Source organism: Chryseobacterium amylolyticum, assembly GCF_051011775.1.
In the GTDB taxonomy this organism is placed as follows: domain Bacteria; phylum Bacteroidota; class Bacteroidia; order Flavobacteriales; family Weeksellaceae; genus Chryseobacterium.
Map to the genome: position 1 here is coordinate 398,030 of NZ_JBPCHX010000003.1, position 18,201 is coordinate 416,230.

General features: G+C 37.5%; 18 protein-coding genes. 7 read left to right on the plus strand and 11 right to left on the minus strand.

Features of this window, described 5'->3' with window-relative positions; genetic code table 11:
* Positions 1 to 8 precede the first annotated feature (8 nt).
* A complete protein-coding gene (locus ACR1PO_RS10545) occupies positions 9 to 506 on the plus strand; it encodes a cupin domain-containing protein (protein WP_433986740.1) in 498 nt (165 codons plus the stop codon).
* Between the two features lie 267 nt (positions 507 to 773).
* On the opposite strand, the gene ACR1PO_RS10550 is transcribed toward ACR1PO_RS10545, so the two are convergent.
* The 5 genes from ACR1PO_RS10550 to ACR1PO_RS10570 form a co-directional block, all read right to left on the minus strand.
* Positions 774 to 3,479, minus strand: a complete 2,706-nt coding sequence (locus ACR1PO_RS10550; RefSeq protein WP_433986741.1) for a TonB-dependent receptor domain-containing protein — start codon at positions 3,477 to 3,479, stop codon at positions 774 to 776.
* Positions 3,480 to 3,544: 65 nt separating this feature from the next.
* Complete coding sequence (locus tag ACR1PO_RS10555) at positions 3,545 to 3,907, minus strand: hypothetical protein (protein WP_433986742.1); 363 nt, start codon at positions 3,905 to 3,907, stop codon at positions 3,545 to 3,547.
* A 19-nt stretch (positions 3,908 to 3,926) separates the two neighbouring features.
* On the minus strand, positions 3,927 to 4,571 hold the full coding sequence (locus ACR1PO_RS10560; RefSeq protein WP_433986897.1) for a polyadenylate binding domain-containing protein: 645 nt from the start codon (positions 4,569 to 4,571) through the stop codon (positions 3,927 to 3,929).
* 78 nt (positions 4,572 to 4,649) lie between these two features.
* Positions 4,650 to 5,336, minus strand: a complete 687-nt coding sequence (locus ACR1PO_RS10565; RefSeq protein ID WP_002982671.1) for a response regulator transcription factor — start codon at positions 5,334 to 5,336, stop codon at positions 4,650 to 4,652.
* Positions 5,337 to 5,497: 161 nt separating this feature from the next.
* Positions 5,498 to 7,042: a sensor histidine kinase gene (locus tag ACR1PO_RS10570; protein ID WP_433986743.1), complete on the minus strand. Its 1,545-nt coding sequence runs from the start codon at positions 7,040 to 7,042 to the stop codon at positions 5,498 to 5,500.
* Between the two features lie 200 nt (positions 7,043 to 7,242).
* On the opposite strand from ACR1PO_RS10570, the gene ACR1PO_RS10575 reads away from it, so the two are divergent.
* Entirely contained in the window at positions 7,243 to 7,728 is a 486-nt protein-coding gene (locus ACR1PO_RS10575) for an SRPBCC family protein (RefSeq protein ID WP_433986744.1), read from the plus strand.
* 117 nt (positions 7,729 to 7,845) lie between these two features.
* On the opposite strand, the gene ACR1PO_RS10580 is transcribed toward ACR1PO_RS10575, so the two are convergent.
* The 5 genes from ACR1PO_RS10580 to ACR1PO_RS10600 all read right to left on the minus strand — a co-directional run bounded on the left by ACR1PO_RS10580 (position 7,846) and on the right by ACR1PO_RS10600 (position 13,385).
* Positions 7,846 to 8,184 (minus strand): hypothetical protein, encoded by a 339-nt coding sequence (locus ACR1PO_RS10580; protein WP_312286669.1) that lies wholly within the window; start codon positions 8,182 to 8,184, stop codon positions 7,846 to 7,848.
* 291 nt (positions 8,185 to 8,475) lie between these two features.
* Positions 8,476 to 10,521 carry a S9 family peptidase gene (locus ACR1PO_RS10585; protein ID WP_332388555.1) on the minus strand — a complete coding sequence of 682 codons (2,046 nt, stop codon included), beginning with the start codon at positions 10,519 to 10,521 and terminating at the stop codon, positions 8,476 to 8,478.
* Positions 10,522 to 10,667: 146 nt separating this feature from the next.
* A complete protein-coding gene (locus tag ACR1PO_RS10590) occupies positions 10,668 to 11,798 on the minus strand; it encodes a T9SS type A sorting domain-containing protein (protein ID WP_433986745.1) in 1,131 nt (376 codons plus the stop codon).
* A gap of 162 nt (positions 11,799 to 11,960) precedes the next feature.
* Entirely contained in the window at positions 11,961 to 12,701 is a 741-nt protein-coding gene (locus tag ACR1PO_RS10595) for a uroporphyrinogen-III synthase (protein ID WP_332388990.1), read from the minus strand.
* A 12-nt stretch (positions 12,702 to 12,713) separates the two neighbouring features.
* Positions 12,714 to 13,385, minus strand: coding sequence for a DUF4271 domain-containing protein (locus ACR1PO_RS10600; RefSeq protein WP_433986746.1), 672 nt, complete (start codon positions 13,383 to 13,385; stop codon positions 12,714 to 12,716).
* Positions 13,386 to 13,626: 241 nt separating this feature from the next.
* Between ACR1PO_RS10600 and ACR1PO_RS10605 the strand changes: the two genes are divergently transcribed.
* The 4 genes from ACR1PO_RS10605 (at position 13,627) to ACR1PO_RS10620 (ending at position 17,033) form a co-directional block, all read left to right on the plus strand.
* Positions 13,627 to 14,343, plus strand: a complete 717-nt coding sequence (locus ACR1PO_RS10605; protein ID WP_002982694.1) for a polyprenol monophosphomannose synthase — start codon at positions 13,627 to 13,629, stop codon at positions 14,341 to 14,343.
* A 5-nt stretch (positions 14,344 to 14,348) separates the two neighbouring features.
* A complete protein-coding gene (locus tag ACR1PO_RS10610) occupies positions 14,349 to 14,717 on the plus strand; it encodes a DUF4296 domain-containing protein (RefSeq protein WP_433986747.1) in 369 nt (122 codons plus the stop codon).
* A 66-nt stretch (positions 14,718 to 14,783) separates the two neighbouring features.
* On the plus strand, positions 14,784 to 15,914 hold the full coding sequence (tgt, locus tag ACR1PO_RS10615) for a tRNA guanosine(34) transglycosylase Tgt (protein WP_433986748.1): 1,131 nt from the start codon (positions 14,784 to 14,786) through the stop codon (positions 15,912 to 15,914).
* Positions 15,915 to 15,920: 6 nt separating this feature from the next.
* Positions 15,921 to 17,033 (plus strand): LptF/LptG family permease, encoded by a 1,113-nt coding sequence (locus ACR1PO_RS10620; RefSeq protein ID WP_232722906.1) that lies wholly within the window; start codon positions 15,921 to 15,923, stop codon positions 17,031 to 17,033.
* Here the strand turns inward: ACR1PO_RS10620 and ACR1PO_RS10625 are convergent.
* Positions 17,027 to 17,740 carry a biotin--[acetyl-CoA-carboxylase] ligase gene (locus ACR1PO_RS10625; RefSeq protein ID WP_433986749.1) on the minus strand — a complete coding sequence of 238 codons (714 nt, stop codon included), beginning with the start codon at positions 17,738 to 17,740 and terminating at the stop codon, positions 17,027 to 17,029. The genes ACR1PO_RS10620 and ACR1PO_RS10625 overlap by 7 nt on opposite strands.
* Positions 17,741 to 17,827: 87 nt before the next feature.
* Here ACR1PO_RS10625 and rsfS point away from each other — a divergent pair, with 87 nt between their 5' ends.
* Positions 17,828 to 18,193 (plus strand): ribosome silencing factor, encoded by a 366-nt coding sequence (gene rsfS / locus ACR1PO_RS10630; RefSeq protein ID WP_002982704.1) that lies wholly within the window; start codon positions 17,828 to 17,830, stop codon positions 18,191 to 18,193.
* Positions 18,194 to 18,201: the final 8 nt, after the last annotated feature.

Here is an 18,201-nt window from a genome sequence, read left to right on the forward strand (position 1 = left end):
ATAGCTGTATGAGTACAGAAAAAAAAGAAATATTCGAGAGAGTAGAAAATATGCTGCAGACACAGGGTTTTAACATTGCAGCAAAAGATGATACAAGACCATGGGGAGGTTTCTTTGTCATTGATGAAACACAGGCGCAGGATTTTGCCAACCGGTATTTTGACGGGATTGATGTAGACAGCCTGAGAATAGGAGGAAAGCTGAGCCCGAAAATCCTTATCGTGGCTCCGGAAGCAAGATTAAGCTGGCAATACCACCACAGAAGAGCCGAAATCTGGCAGGTAGTGGAAGGAACCGTAGGCATCAAAAGAAGCAATACTGATGAAGAGGGAGAGTTGAAAGAATATGGTCCGAAAGATCAGGTAAAACTTCAGCAGGGTGAAAGACACAGATTAATCGGCCTTGAAGGCTGGGGAATCGTTGCCGAAATCTGGCAGCATACCGATGCCTCCAATCCTTCAGACGAAGATGATATCGTAAGAGTTCAGGATGACTTTGGGAGATAAATAAAAAAACCGCTTCAATGAAGCGGTTTTTTTATTGGTCAGGAAGCTTGAGGCTGGAAGAGGGAAGTTTCTGGAGGTTATCAGAAGTTTTTATTCTCCTTTATTAATGCTGATGAATTTTACCTGCAGATGGTAAAAATCAAACCTTATAGGTTTCAAAAACTTGTAAGGTTTTGTTTATTCAGAGAGCATCTGTCAGTAATTTATCCCCAATAAGAACTCTACCGGCTAACAGCACTCCCAGCTTCACTCTTCCATCTTCCCGCCTTAAAACGTCGCATCCAGCCCCACATAGAAGTTCGCTTTCATAATCGGAGCGTATACCATTCCACCGTCAAAATAACTTCCGAAAGGATTTTTAAAATCTACAATCGCGTTTTTCTGATAATAAGAAGTAAGGTTTTCACCTCCCAGATAAGCTCTGATCTTTTTATTGAAGCTTCTTGATATCTGAGCATTCAAAACAGCATAAGATTCAGAATAGGCTGGCAGCTGAAACTCTGCCGGGTTACTTGATGTATCAGGAAGTCTCTGTTTTCCCACCCAGTTTAAAGTAGTATCAAAGCTCCAGAATCCTCCATTATTATTTTTATTGGTTGAATACGCTAAGTTTACAAATCCTCTGTGCTTTGCCATAAAAGGAACTTCTCTTCTTCCACCGATATAATCAGCCTGTACATCATAGTATTTATAAGCCAGTCTTACCTCAAGATTTTTTACAGGCATGAAATCCCATTGGGTCTGGAATGAATTCGCAAAAGATTTTCCATCCAGGTTATAGAATGTCAGCTGTTGAGGAGATTTCTCCAGATCCACCAATACCTGATCCTGGAAATCCGTTCTGAAGAAGTCCGCAATAATGCTGGATTTCCTCCCGAACAACTTAAATTCCTGCTGTAAACTTGCGCCGTAATTCCAGGCAATTTCAGGCTTTAAACCGTAAATATTTCCTCCGTTGGGTAAAATATTGATAGCCCTGTTTGAGGCAAAATACTGCTGGCTTTCCGCAAATACATTTGCAGTTCTGAAACCTCGTCCTGCAGAAAGTCTTAAAATTGTCTGAGGCGTGAAGTCATATTTGAAATTAAGCCTTGGGGTAAACTGAGTCCCTGCCAGATTATGAAAATCTACTCTGGAACCTGCTACTAAAGTGTATTTTAAACCTGTTAAAGTATATTCAGCAAAAATTCCCGGCACAATTTCATTTCTTCTCATATCATCCAGTAAATACGTTTCTTTATAGCCGTCATATAAGAAACTTGCACCTGCCTTATACTTATGGTTGGTATTTCCGATGATACTTTCAAAAATTAAATTGGAATAGTACGTATGCTGCTGTCCTGCATAATTTCTCAATCCGAAGAAACTGTCCTGTTGGTGATAAACGTACTGGTTCATCCAGCCGATACTTTGATAAGGCTTTCCCTTAAAAACATACCCCGTCTTATTCCAGACCTGGAACCTTGAAATATCGATTCCTACCCCATAAAAAGGCTGTTTGTCCTGACCCAGTTTTTTATCAAAACCAATTTCTCCCGCCGTTCTTTCATCTCTGATAAAATTAATTCCGAAGTGAGACCCGAATCCCGACTTTTCAAGATCGTTATAATTCAGCAAATAGGCTGCGTTGATCTGTGTTCCTTTCGGTCTGTCCAGAAAGCCGTCATGATTCATATCCGTATTCCCAAAAGTTCCGTTGCCGTGAAGAAGAAAGGTTTGTGACCATTTATCGTTGATAGGAGAAACATTGGTAATATTCACTTCAGCTCTTCCATTAAAATCAGAGAAAAGGTTTAATGATGTTTCCGGAGTCTTTGCATTCTTCAGAAGTTCAGTGTTAATCTGTCCTGTGATACTTTCATAGCCGTTCGTTACGGTACTTCCTCCTTTGGTAAGCTGAATACTTTCAATCCATCTTCCCGGAATAAAATTTAAGCCATAAGCAGAAGCCAGTCCTCTGATTTCTGGTAACTGTTCTTTTGTTAAGCTGGTATATTTCTGATCCAGACCAAGCATTTTCAGCTGTTTTGTTCCTGTAACAGCATTGCTGAAAGAAACGTCCACTGTTGCATTGGTTTCGAAACTCTCTGACAGGTTACAGCAGGCTGCCTTTAACAGCTCTTTTTTATCAATATTAAAAACAAGCCCGGCTTCTTTCTTACTTAAAGCTGTTGCTGCCTTAGAACCGGTTACGACAACTCCATCAATACTTTTTTCATGCTGGGAATGATCTTCTTTAGCTGATGAGGCCTCATGGATGTTATGATCTTCGTGCTTTGTTTCTTCTTCGTAATGTACTGTTGGATTAGCTTCCCCAAAAGTAAAATCCCTGTCATACAGGCAGCATCCCGGAAGGCTATGGTAAACAGCATCTGAGGCTTTGTATCTTTCATTGTCGTGACCAGCATCAGCAATAGCTTTTAAAATCTTATCTGATGAGGTTTTTGACGGATCGAAATTTAAAGTAACCGTTTGTTTCTCTGCATTCCATTCAGCAGTACCGGCACCTGCTTCTTTTGCTGCCTTTTCGATTCTGGCTTTACATGACGCACAGTTTCCTCTTACATAGAATTCATTCACTTTTTTAGTGGAAATAGTAGCTTCTGCATGGTGTTCATGATGTGCTTCTGCCTGTGAAGGCTGCAGATCTCTATCGTAATGACAACATCCCGGAAGCCCTTCATAAGTAGTATCAGGAGCCTTGAATTTCTCATTATCATGGCCGGCTTCTGCTACCTTTTTTAAAATATCGTCGGCAGATGTCTTGTCTGTTTCTAACGTTAAGGTTTGAAGATCAACAGAGTAAACTGCTGTTTTAGCCCCTGCTTTTTTAGCAGCATTTTCAATTCTTGTTTTGCACATTTCGCAGTTCCCTTTTACTTTGAACTGGTTTTTAGAAAGTGTCTGAGCAGATATCAATGGTGTAAACAGGAATAATACACCAAGTATCAACCTGGAAATAGATAATTTCATTTTGTTTAAAGTTTAAATTAATTAAAACAGTTCACTATAAGACATAATGAACCCTTGAGATTTAATTAACCTATCTTGGGCGGCTGCCAGATTTCCTTTAAACGGTCTGAAAGATAAGGATCTGAATATTGAAACTGAGCATTCTTATTCGCTTTGTAATAAGACAGTTCCAGACGCAGGTTTTTTGAGAAAGGGGTTTCAATAAAAGTATAGCAAGCCACACATGATGAGCAGCAGTCATCATTACATGATTTTTTGTTGTCATGCTGGCTGTCTTTTTTTGAATGATGATTTTTACAGCAGTCCGTTTTTTGGGAAGATTCTGCCTTACAGCATGTTTCCTGCATAGATTGCGCATAGAAGTTATCCTTGGGAATCAAAAAAACTCCCAGGCAAAACACTATGGCAAGTAGGTGAAACAGCTTCATCTCTGCAAAAATAAGAAATTTATGGCAAAGGATCACCAACTTTCAGAGAACAGCTGTGCCAGGGTTCACCATGAGCAGGATTTAACTTTGGTTTTTCTCCCATTGCGAGATTCTGTGCAGCAGGCGCTGGCGCTGGGGCCGGAGTTGTCTGTACTGCATTTTGAGCGGGTTGGGGAGCCGGAGCAGGCTTGCTGTTTAATGGCTGCCCTACAGGAATATCACATCGATGGCCAGGTTGCCCGTGAGGCGGATTCATTCCCGGGGCGGTTTTTACCTGTTTTCCGTTATTATCCAGGGTAATTTTTCCTGGTGATACCGCATTAGGATCAATCTGGACAATATTGTTTCCCGTTGTATTTATATTTTGTGAAGCAGGAGTGGCTGTTGCAGGAGCACTGTTTAATGGCTGGCCTACAGGGATATCACAACGGTGTCCCGGCTGTCCGTGTGGAGGATTCATCCCCGGAGCGGTAGCCATAGGAGCCGGGGTTGGATTAGACTGAATGCCTGCCTGATCCATAAGTGCTGTTTTTGAGGTCGTATTAAGGGCTACGTTGGGTTGTCCGGCATTAGCTTCTTCTTTTAAATAAGTAGCTCTTTCATCTTTTTTACAAGATGCAGCTAATAATGATACGGCGATCAAACCTATAAATGTATTCTTCATATCCATGGGTATGAAACAAAATTAGCAAAACATTTTCAATTGTTTTGCTAATTTTATACTTATAATTTGATTTTTGGATTAATTTTTTACCAAAAGCCTAAATCCTTCTCCATGAACGTTGATGATTTCCAATCCTTCATCATCTTTTAACAGCTTACGAAGTTTTGCAATATAAACGTCCATACTTCTTGCGGTAAAATAATTTTCTTTTTTCCAGATTTTTCTTAAAGCAAGATCTCTAGGCATAAAATCATTTCTGTGAATGCAAAGAAGCTTCAATAATTCATTTTCTTTCGGTGAAAGCTTGTACTCCTTATCACCTACTTTCAGCTGTCTCAGCATAGAATCGAAGAAAATGTTGCTGATCTTGAACTGCTCCTGCTCTTCATTTTCCAGGGTAGAACTTCTCTGAAGAATTGCTTTGATTTTATATAAAAGAAGCTCAGTATCGAAAGGCTTTGTAATGTAATCATCAGCGCCTAACTGGTATCCCTTTAAGATATCTTCTCTCATATTTCTTGCGGTAAGGAATATGATGGGTGTATTTTTATCAATCTTTTTTACGTCTTCTGCTAATGAAAACCCGTCTTTTTTAGGCATCATTACATCAAATATGCAGATGTCGAATTCATTTTCTGTAAATTCTTTAAGTCCCTGCTCCCCGTCAGTGGCAAGAGTTACTTCAAAATTATTGATGGTCAAATAATCTTTAAGCACCGCCCCGAAACTCTGATCGTCCTCTACTAATAATATTCTGTTGCTCATAATTTTAATAATTAATAATTAACAATTAAGAATGAACTTTCTCACTCTATCTTCTATATTTTGATATTTGGTTTAACTTTTATAATGGATGAATGATCATTGATAATTGATGTGAAGAAGGTTTTTTATCATTTATCGTTTATCATCTATCATTTAATTTTCTAGCTCATTGGCAGCTTTATCGTAAACGTACTTCCTTTTCCTTTATGAGAGTCCACGATAATCTGTCCTTTGTGCAGTTCTACAATTTTTTTAACGTAGGAAAGTCCTAATCCCTGTCCTTTTACGTTGTGTATATTTCCGGTTTCTTCCCTGAAGAATTTCTCAAAAATTTTGGTTTTATTCTGAGTATCCATTCCCATCCCCTTATCAGAGATTTCAATCACATACCAGTGCCCTTCATTTCTTGTTTTCACATGTATTTCCGGTGCCTCAGGAGAATATTTATTGGCATTGTCCAGTAAGTTGACCAACATATTTGAGATATGGAATTCGTCTATTTTAAAATTATATTGAGTGGCGTTGAACTCCTGTGTAAGGGTTCCGTTTCTTTGCTGTACAATCAGATTGAAAGACTCTGTAGTTTTTTTGATAAGCTCTCTTACATTGGTTTCTTTTAAGAACAGCTCTACTTCATTTCTTTCAAGCTTCGACATATTAAGCACGTTTTCCACCTGCTTTTTCATCCTCAGGTTCTCCTGCTTGATCAGTTCGGAATAGTATTTTACCTTATCCGGATTGGTGGCAATTTTGTCATTAGCCAATGAATCCGTTGCGACAGAAATGGTTGCCAATGGTGTTTTAAACTCATGGGACATATTGTTGATGAAGTCGGTTTTTACTTCAGCAAGTTTCTTCTGTCTCATCATATAATTGATGGAAATAATATAAATTCCAAGAATGGTAAGAAGAGAGAGGAATGTTCCCAGCAACATTGGCCAGTTGTTCATCGCAAGGGAATATTCTTTTTTAGGGAATACCAGTGCAAGGCTGTATAAGGTATTTTTCTTATCTGCAAACAGAGGAAAGCTGTAAGTATTACTGTCTTTTTTTTCTTTGTAGGCTTTGTTCGCAATACTTGTAAGTTTGTTGTTGCGGTCAAGAACTCCATATCCGAACTTGGCAGTAATTCCTCTTATTTTAAGTTCCTTCGCAATGACGGAATCAAGTGTTTTTGAATCTACTCTTTTGGTAATCGGAAGATTGTTTCCATATACTTTCACAAATTCTTTCATGGAATAGTCGCCGGTTTCAATTTCCTGGTTAATATCCGTGGTAAGAAGTTCGCGATTGGTGGTATCTCTTTTTATTTTATAGGCTGCTTCGTCTGTATATAAGGTTGTCAGCTTAATAGAATCTCCTTTCTGAGAAATCGGAAGCTGCGTTTTTTCAATAATATTCTTGGAATAGATGATCTGTCTCTGGGTGCCGGAGTCTTCCACCTGCTGAATCGTAGTTAAGGATGGCTGCTTACTGTTGGCAATAATATTTTTTCTGAAATCTTTGTAATCCTGATTCAGGTACTTGTCAGCTTCAATCTCTTCAATACTTTTTGAAGTACTTTCCAAAACTGCATATACTTTGTTTGAAAAATCCTGTTCCAGTACACCGTAATAGCCTTTCAACCAATAAAATTGGAGCGTTACAAAGACAATCAGTGAGATGGTCATAAACACCGAAATTATTGGGATGAATTTGTTATTCATTATTTATTTATATATGTTTTGGAAAAATGAATGTTAAAATTAATTGTTTTAAGACTACGTAAACAAAAAACGAGCCAAAAAATTGTTTTTTTTTTCTTAAAACAGTGTTTTTTAACAATTATTTATGAATTATCTTTTACTTGCCATATGAAAAGTCCTTTCAGTAAATAAAGTCCTAACTTTATTAAAAATTAATATGTATGGAATCTAATATCATTTTCAACAAAGATTTTGATGCGCTCAGTACTTATGTCATGAAAATTTATAAGGCTGATGTTTCAACAGTATGGAACCATTTTACCCAGGCTGAGTTATTGGATCAATGGTGGGGGCCTAAACCCTGGAGATGTGAAACGGTAAGCCAGGACTTCAGGGAAGGAGGGGTTTGGTTTTATGCCATGGTAGGGCCCAACGGGGAAAAAGGATATTCCCGTTCTGAATACGGAGAAATTACAGAGCACAGAAGCCTTGACTGGATGAGTGCTTTCTGTGATGAGAAAGGAAATGTAAATGAGGATTTTCCAAAATCAAAATGGCTGATCGGCTTTACAGGAGTGGAAGAAGGGACCAAAGTAACCATTAATATTCATTACCAGTCTCAGGAAGTGATGAAAAAGATGCTGGATATGGGGTTTGAACAGGGATTTACCATGGGATTGAATCAGTTGGAGGAACTGATCGGATAAATTTAACATACGATAGTTATTGATAAATAATAAATAAAAGAGGATTTTCCATGGAAAATCCTCTTTTTATTATCGGCAGGGATTAACTTCCTGCTTCATTCTTCAAGCTTCGATCCTTTATAAAAGCTCTTCCTCCTGAAAATACTGAATAATTGCCTTTTTCATCAGCAAGGTCTGCTCATTTGGCTTTAATTCCGGAAGTTCTTCCAGTTTATCAAACTGCGGCCATCCGTCTTCATAGTGTGTGAATTTATAATATCCAAAGGGCTCCAGCAGCCTGCACACCGCAATGTGAATCAGGTTTACTTTGTCGTCTTTTGTATATTTCTGCTGGCCGCTTCCCAGCTCCTGTAACCCTATCAGAAATAAAAGGGTTTCGATGGGAGGGTTCTTCTCAGTCTGAAAATTGTCTTCGAAGAACTGTTCTATTTTTTTCCAATATTCGGACTCGTTCATATAATTGATAAATGATGATTAATGATTGATGTTGTTAATGCTTTAATTCTTCTCCTGATTTCTTTTTGTAGGCGGAGGTTACTTTAAAATTTCACTGGCTTCTTGCTCTGCACATTGCTCTATAGTTACTTGCTGTAGATGGAACAGATCTGAAGACTTGTTTTCTTATATTTGGATATTCATCAGAATATGGAATATCAGACAACTCATTAATGATAGCAATGGTTAAAGATTGGTCTTTTGTGCAAACATCTGATTGTAGTTGTTGTCTGTGTTCATATCAATTATCGTTTATGAATTATCATTTATTTTTAAAAGAAATGCATACTCCAACGCGTCTTCTTTCAGGGATTCAAATCTTCCGCTTGCTCCTCCATGTCCGGAACTCATATCTGTTTTAAAAATTAAAATATTATCATCTGTTTTCAGCTCTCTCAGTTTTGCGGTCCATTTTGCCGGTTCCCAATACTGTACCTGTGAATCATGGAATCCTGTAGTGATCAGCATGTGTGGATAGTCTTTAGCTTCTACATTATCATAGGGAGAGTAGTCTTTCATATAGTGATAATATTCCTCATCGTTTGGATTTCCCCATTCATCATATTCTCCGGTAGTCAAGGGAATAGTATCATCCAGCATGGTGGTAACAACATCTACAAAAGGAACCTGTGCTACAATCCCATTGAATAACTGAGGCTCATAATTGACCACAGCACCTACCAGCAGTCCGCCGGCACTTCCTCCCATTGCATACATGTGTTTTGATGAAGTATAATTTTCCTTGATCAGATATTTTCCTGCATCAATAAAATCGAAGAAAGTATTTTTCTTGAACAGCATTTTTCCGTCTTCATACCATTCTCTTCCAAGATATTCTCCCCCGCGGATATGAGCAATAGCATAAATAAATCCTCTGTCCAGAATCGATAATCTTACATTCGAGAAGCTGGCGTCCACGGTATGTCCATAACTTCCGTACCCATACAGAAGAAGAGGTGTGTCAGCTGATTTTTTGGTGTCTTTATGATACACTAAAGAAATAGGAATTTTTGTCTTGCCATCCCTTGAATCTGCCCATATTCTTTCCGAAACATAGTTTTCAGGAAAAAATTTTCCGCCCAGGACTTCCTGCTGCTTCAGCAGTTTTGTAGTCTTCTCCTTCATGTTATACTCATAAGTTGAGCTTGGCTGGGTAAGAGAAGTATAACCGTAACGTAAAATTTCTGTATCAAATTCCAGATTGACACCGATATAAGCCGTATATGTTGGATCAGAAAAAGGCAGATAATGCGATTCCTGTGTTGTTTCATCAATGATTTTGATCTGAAGCAATCCTTTTTCTCTTTCTTCAAGAACCAGATAATCTTTAAAGATTTCAAAGCCTTCCAGCAAAACTTCTGCGCGGTGCGGAATGACATCAACCCAGTTTTCCATACCGCAATTATCAATTTTTGTTTTTACAATCTTGAAATTGAAGGCATCATCAGCATTGGTAATGATATAAAATTCATCCTCATAATGCTCAACCGAATATTCAAGGTCGTCTATTCTAGGCTGGATTATGGTCCATTCTGCAAATACATCGTCAGAAGGAATAAAGCGGTGCTCATCAGAAATAGTGCTTGAGCTTGCAATAAAAATATATTGTAAGGATTTTGTCTTAAATACATTCACATCAAACGTTTCATCTTCTTCGTGGAAGATCAGAACATCATCCGCTGAATCTGTTCCCAATTGATGTCTGTATACCTGGAATGCACGAAGATTCTTATCTTTTCTGATATAAAAGACATGCTGGTTGTCATTAGCCCAGACAGCTTTTCCTGTAGTATTTGGAATTGTATCAGGAAGGATTTCTCCGGTTTTTAAGTTTTTGAAATTCAGCGTGTAAATTCTTCTTCCTACATTATCTGATGAAAAAGAAGCCAGTTCGTTATTGGGACTCACAGCTACACTTCCTACTTCAAAGAAGCTTTCGCCTTCCGCAAGAATATTAACGTCAAGCACAATTTCTTCTTCATTATCAAGGCTTGTGTGCTTCCTGCAGAAAATAGGATATTCCTTGCCTTCTTCATAACGCACAATATACCAGTATTCATTAAAGAAATAAGGCAGAGATTCATCATCCTTTTTATAGCGTGCCTTCATTTCTTCGAAAAGCTCTTCCTGAAGGGCTTCGGTATCTTTCATGATAAATTCCGCATAAGCATTTTCTTCTTCAATATATTGGATGACTTCCGGGTTTTCTCTTTCATTCAGCCAGAAGTAATTATCGATTCTTTTATCGCCGTGGGTTTCTAATATTTTTTCTATTTTTTTTGCCTGTGGAACTTTCATCCGGATATTTTTATTTTTACGTCTTATATTTTTTCTTTTTTAGAATGTTTTTTCAGAGACGTTTTTATTCAATGTTAATTATTGTTCAAATATAAGAAAGGCTATCAAATTTATGATAGCCTTTATAATTAATATTAATTATAGGGTTATTTTTTTATTGTTTTAATGGTTTTTGTAGTTCCGTCATTTAGTTTTAATATAAGTAAATAGACTCCTTCTTGTACCTCTCCAAGCTGTAGTGATGATGAAGGTTTTTCAATGGTTTTAACCAGGCTCCCTGAAGCATCCACTACTGATATCGATTGTACTTCAGAGATATTGGAAACAGTAAGGATATCAGTAAAAGGATTTGGAGATACCCGGATTTTTTTACTGTTTTCAGAAACTTCATGTGTAGACAATGCCGTATTATCATAAGCTGAAATCTGGAACTCTCCATTTTCTGAGAATGAGTCATCATCTCTCCATACACTTATATACAAGATGGTACCTGGGATCTGTCCGGTTAATGAGATTGGGACATAGAAGATATCGTTGCTACAATTAATTTCTGTTAATGAACCGCAAGTTCCTCGGTAAACGGTAAGTACAGGGGCATAAAATGGAGAGCCTGAAGCTTCCTGTATTTCTATCTTTATATTCCCGCTCTGTGGTACCACTGCCGTAAACCATACATTATCAACAGCATATGAATTGCAGGATGGCAGAGATCCGTCAGTAATTGCTCCTGCATTGTTTGAAATGATGGCTCCTGAAGCGAAATCTGTTCCTACTGTTAATAGTGTTGCCTGTGCGCATTTGTCATTAGCAGGAGGAATAGGGTCATAAGCTGAAATCTGGAATTCTCCATTGTTTGTATTGGAATCTTGTTTCCAGACACTTACATACAAGGTAGTTCCAGGAGTCTGGCCCGATAATGATACTAACGAAAACCCTGAGTTGTAATCATCATTACAACCGATTTCGGTTAAAGCACTACAATTGCCGCTGTAAACAGTAAGTACTGAATTATAAAAAAATGAACCGCCCCAGCCTGTTCTTATTGTGAGACTGCCACTTGCCGGCACTACTACTGTAAACCATACATTGTCGGTAGCGTATGGGTTGCATGCAGGTAAAGAGCCGTCAGTAGTTGCATTTAAATTTGTAGAGGTGAGTACTCCAGAGGCAAAGTCTGTTCCCACTGTCAGCGGTATTGCTCCCGAACAGTTATCGTTTTGTGCATTTACAAATACAATAGTTAAAAAGAGTACACCGAATAATAATAATTTTTTCATATTTTTTCTCTTAAAGGTAATGAAAAATTCAATCTGTCAAGAAAAAAATATGACTTAACTATTTGATTTACAGGTGTTAAAGTTGTATTATTTTAACTGGTTTTGAAATAAATAAGCCACCTTTTCAATAAAGAAAAGATGGCTTATTTATTTTATACTAAATTATTTATGAAGAGCTTTAATATATTTTTCTAAAGCCATCGTCATAGAAGGTGTTTCTTTTGTAGGTGCCATAAGATCTACTTTTAATCCCGCTTCTTCCGCAGCTGCCAAAGTCGTATTTCCGAAAACACCGATTTTGGTTTCTTCCTGCTTGAAGTCAGGGAAGTTTTGTTGCAGTGATTTGATTCCCTGCGGACTGAAGAAAATCAGCATGTCATAATCTTTGACGTTGATATCTGTAAGGTCGCTGCATACGGTACGGTACATAATTGCTCTTGTCCAGTCTACATTAGATGCATCCATGGTTTTTACAATATCCGGACTTAAAACATCTGAAGATGGCAGCAGATATTTTTCAGATGGGAATTTTTTGAAAAGAGGCAACAGATCTGAGAAATTTTTCTCCCCAAAACTGATTTTTCTTTTTCTGTACACAATATGCTTTTGAAGATAGTTGGCAATTGCTTCCGACTGGCAGATATATCTCATCGTATCCGGAACGGCAAAACGCAATTCCTCTGCGAGTCTGAAGTAATGGTCAATCGCATTTTTACTGGTAAAAATAATACCGGTATACTGCGTCAGATCTATTTTCTGTGTTCTGAGCTCTTTATTGTCAACTCCTTCGACGTGGATAAATGGACGGAAATCAATCTTTATTTTTTCCTTCTTCGCTATATCCAGATATGGAGAAGACTCACTAGGCGCTGGTTGAGAAACCAATATAGACTTTATTCTCATCATTGACTTTTATTAAAAAAATAACAACTTCCAAAGCAATAATAATGGTGCGATTTGGAGGGTGCAAATATACAAAAATTTATAATACCATTTCTCCGGAAGAATCTTGTTCTTGTGAAATAAATAGAAAAAAACCTTGAAAATGAATACAAAAGAAAAGAAGCAGAAATAATATAAAAACATTTTATTTCTGTCTATCGGGAAGTAATAGTGGGCTACACAAAGAATTATCAGCAAAAAAGATAAGATGAAATAAAATTTTGTGGAGGTAAAATAAAAAATAGTCCATTTTTTTCCATCCCCTATACTTTGATAAAATAAAAAACCTAATGTAGATTTTATTACATAAAAAAACAGCACTGCCAGCAGAGTATACCCGAATTTATTAAGCTGATATCCGAAAAGCTGAAGGTCCGCAATAAATTTCGGTACAACAGGAACGTACTGTGAAATTAATACAGAAAGGGTAAGGGTGGTTACACAGGATGTGATAATCCAGCTGGGAAGGTTATTACTCGCATCAAAATATTTCTGAAGCAGAAAATCTTTGAGACTGGCATCCCTTTCTATGATGTTCATCATAAAAACATATAAAAAGATACAGCCCACAAGGATAAAGATTACCCAATCATTATGCTCAGGTATTCTTACGTGATTGATGAAGTGTTGTTGTGATGATGGCAAAATTTAAGTTTTTTTATTTATTATTTAACTCCGGATTACACAGTGCGGCATACATTTTCCTATTACCTGATCCATGCATCTGCAGTTAAAATATTTGCTCTCATCGATTTTACGTATTGTTCAGATCTGTTGAATAAAAGTTTCTGTTTCATCCGCTTAATCCCCGAGAAATATTTTTGCAAAATTATAGATTATTTTGTATAAAATAAAAAGGTTAAATAAACTATCTTTGCAAACTGAAATGAAAAAACTCGTCATCATCCCAACCTATAACGAAAAGGAAAATATTGAAAATATTATTTCCGCAGTTTTTGCATTGGAGGATGACTTTCATATCCTGGTAGTGGATGATACTTCTCCGGATGGAACGGCAGAGGTTGTAAAAGAATTGCAGAAGAAATATCCGCATTATCTCCACCTGTCAGTAAGACATGTAAAAGACGGTTTGGGAAAGGCATATATTCATGGGTTTAAATGGGCTATCGAAAATAAGTATGATTATATTTTTGAAATGGATGCCGATTTTTCACATAACCCGAATGACCTGCCGAGACTTTTCGAAGCCTGTCTAAATGCAGATATGGCCATCGGCTCCCGCTATTCAAAAGGGGTAAATGTAGTGAACTGGCCTATGGGAAGAGTATTGCTTTCTTACTTTGCCTCAAAATATGTAAGGTTTGTGCTGGGGCTTCCAATTCATGATACTACAGCAGGATTTGTCTGCTTTTCAAGAAAAGTATTGGAAGAAATAGGGTTGGACAATGTAAAATTAAAAGGCTACGGGTTTCAGATAGAAATGAAATTCAGGGCATTTAAAAAAGGCTTCAGAATTGTGGAAGTTCCAATCATATTTACCAACAGAATTTTAGGAGAAAGCAAAATGAACGGCGGAATTATCCATGAAGCTGTTTTCGGAGTATTGAACTTAAAATGGAAATCAATCATCAACAGATTATGAAACTGATGAAAAAGCTGATCTTTATTTTCGTTTTGCTGGGGCTGTTTTCGTGCGGCGATTATATTGATAAGCCTAAAAACCTGGTCGATAAAGGTATGATGGCAGAAATAATTGCTGATCTTGCGATCAATGATCAGGCTATCTATGTATATCCTGACAAAAATATGGAAGCAGGTACAAGAGCTGTCCTGAAATCATATAAGGTAAAGCCTGATGATTTTGTAGACAGTTTCAAATACTATGTAATTAAAGAAGAAATGGATGGGATTGCTAATGATGCACAGGAAATATTACTGAAAAAAGATCCCAAAGCAGATAAATACATAAAGGATAAAATGAAACAGAATGGTGCTGTAATACCTTTAGTAAGGTAAAAGAGCATACGAGTTTCTGTCCTGCAGGAAATCACTGATAAAACAGTGCATTAAAAAAGTATAGAGATGAAATTTTTTACTATAGAAAAGACCTCTGAAGGAAAAGCAAGAGCAGGGGAGATTACCACAGATCACGGGAAGATTCAAACACCTATTTTTATGCCTGTGGGAACTGTAGCAAGTGTGAAAACAGTTCATCAGAGAGAATTAAAAGAAGACATTAAAGCCCAGATTATTCTGGGAAATACTTATCACCTTTACCTTCGTCCCGGAATGGAAACGATGCAGGATGCAGGTGGTTTACATAAATTCATGAACTGCGACCTTCCTATCCTTACCGATTCAGGAGGTTTTCAGGTATTTTCACTGGCCAGTAACAGAAAGATGACGGAAGAAGGAGCGAGATTCAAATCTCACATCGACGGAAGTTATCACATGTTTTCCCCGGAGAGATCAATGGAAATTCAAAGACAGATCGGAGCCGATATTTTCATGGCTTTTGATGAATGTACTCCTTACCCATGTGATTACAATCAGGCAAAATCATCCATGGAACTTACCCACCGCTGGCTGAAAAGATGTATTGAATGGACCAATAATAATCCTGAATTATACGGACATAAGCAAAGACTTTTCCCGATTGTTCAGGGATCTACTTATTCCGACCTTAGAAAAATTTCTGCTGAAGTGATTTCCGAAGCAGGAGCAGAAGGGAACGCGATCGGAGGACTTTCCGTTGGAGAGCCAGAAGAAGAAATGTACAGAATCACCGATGAAGTAACAGACATTCTTCCTAAAGAAAAACCAAGGTATCTGATGGGAGTAGGAACTCCATGGAATATCCTTGAATCTATCGGCCTGGGTATTGATATGATGGATTGTGTAATGCCAACAAGAAATGCAAGAAATGCAATGCTTTTCACATGGCAGGGGGTGATGAATCTTAAAAATGAAAAATGGAAACGTGACTTTTCACCTTTGGACGAATTCGGGACCAGTTTTGTAGATCGTGAATATTCAAAAGCGTATCTTCGCCACCTGTTCGTATCTAAAGAATATCTGGCAAAACAGATTGCTTCAATTCATAATCTTGCATTCTATCTGGATCTGGTAAAAGTAGCCAGAGAGCATATCATTGCAGGAGATTTTTATGAATGGAAAAACTCTGTAGTACCGGTTCTCAGACAAAGACTATAAGAAAATATGCTTAAAATTGTAGACAGATATATCATAAAAAAATACCTTGGAACTTTCAGTTTCATGCTCGTATTGTTGTCTATAGTGGTCCTCGTAATTGACGTACAGCAGAAAATCCCAAGGATAGAAAATGCCAAAGCCATTGATCCGAAACTGGATCTGATGTATTTCCTGATCCATTTCTATCCCTTCTGGATTATTAATCTTGTGGTAACCTTTCTTTCCATCCTGGTTTTTATTTCGGTAATTTATTTTACCTCCAGAATGGCAAATAATACCGAAATTGTTGCCATCATCAGTAGCGGAGCCAGCTTTCACAGGTTTTCAAAACCATATCTTCTTACCTCTATTTTTATTGGTCTGATTGCCCTGGTGGTATATCATATGGTACTTCCATGGGCCAATATCAAGAAAAATGAGCTGGAAGCCTATACCTATAATGCAGCCAATAAAGAAAAAATCTTAGGAACCGCTCCGGCTTCTTCACAGCTGAGCAAAACAGAATATATCTTCGTTGATTCCTGGAACAAAAGGGAAAAAAGAGGATCAAGTTTCGTTTATCAGAAATATGATAAAGACAGAAAAATGACCTACGAGCTAAAAGCCAGCGAAGTATATTGGGACAAAGACAAAAAGCAGTTTGTCTTAAATAATTATTTGGAAAAAACAATCAATAAAGACAATTCAGAAAAGCTTAATAACGGAATAGAACTAAGGAAAAACTATGGGCATTCCCCGGAAGAGCTTTTCCCGAACGAGCTTTTGGGGCAGAATAAAACCACTCCGGAACTCTTAAAGTTTATTGAAAGAGAAAAGGCAAGAGGTAACAGTAACCTGAATTCTTACCTGAATGAGCTTCATCAGAGAACTTCAATGCCTGTTTCAATCATTATTCTGACATTTCTGGCGCTTTCCCTGTCATCACAAAAGAAAAGGGGAGGGTTGGGAATTAACCTGGCGATAGGGATTTCATTGGCCTTTATTTTCGTGTTTTCATTTGAAGCTTTAAAAGTAGTTTCGGAAAATAAAAGTCTGTCTCCGGCGCTGGCAATGTGGCTGCCCAATCTGGTCTTCCTGCCGCTTACTCTTTACCTTTATATCAAAAGAGCCAATCAGTAAAGTAATTTTACTTCCTTGTGGTAAAAGGAACGCATCCCGTCTTCCAGCTCTATCCAGAGTTCACCTTTTTCGTCTGCTTTTCGGATGATGCCATTTTGTCGCTCTTTTTCAATTTCAAAGACTGATATCTCATCCTTTCTGAAAAGGTTGGTATTGAACCCATCCAGTATTTCCTGATCAGATGGAATGTTTTTCAGTTTTTCGGACAGGAATTCATGAAGGTTTTGGGCAAGGTCTTCAAGGTCAAATTCTACTCCTGTTTGCGTCAGGAGTGATCCTGCGTTGGATATTTCATCAAAATTTTTCTGCAGAATATTGATTCCGGCTCCTATAATGAAATAATTATTTTGATTAATTTTTTTCTTTTCTATTAAAATTCCAACGATTTTTTTACCTTTAAGGATAATATCATTCGGCCATTTGATTTTTACCTCTGAGTCAGACAATTTGGCAAGGAAATCCCGGATTATCATTGCGGTATAGTAATTGAATATAAAGTCGGAGCACAAGATGTTCTGAGTATTCACTGCCAGCGTATATGCCAGGTTTTTTCCGGCAGTCTGAGTCCAGGTATTTCCATACTGACCACGGCCTTTAGTCTGATTAAAAGTATGAAGCCCTGTAAAATCTGAATTTCCGTAAAGTAAAAACTTTGATATTTCGTCATTAGTAGAAGAACATTCTTTCAGGTAGAAGAGTTGGCTCATTTAAGAAAACTTTAAGACATTAAGAGGGTAAAAGTAAGGTTAAAGTAAAGAAAAAACAATAAATTTGCAGATTATAGTATTTTTTTAATGAATAAAACAGCAGAAAAACAAGCATTAATAGATAAAATCGTTGAAGCTATCCAGGATGTAAAAGGTGAAGACATAATGATCTTTGATCTTTCCAACATCGAAAATTCCGTAGCAGAAACATTCGTAATATGTAGTGGAAACTCGAATACACAGGTGGCTGCATTGGCAGGAAGTGTTGAGAAAAAAGTAAGAAATGAACTGCACGACAGACCTTGGCATGTGGAAGGTGCTGAAAATGCGATGTGGGTACTGGTAGATTACGTTTCAGTGGTGGTTCATATATTCCAGAAACAGGTACGTGAGTACTACGACATAGAAGAGCTTTGGGGTGACGCAGTCATTACCAGAATTGAAAATGAATAATAAAAATT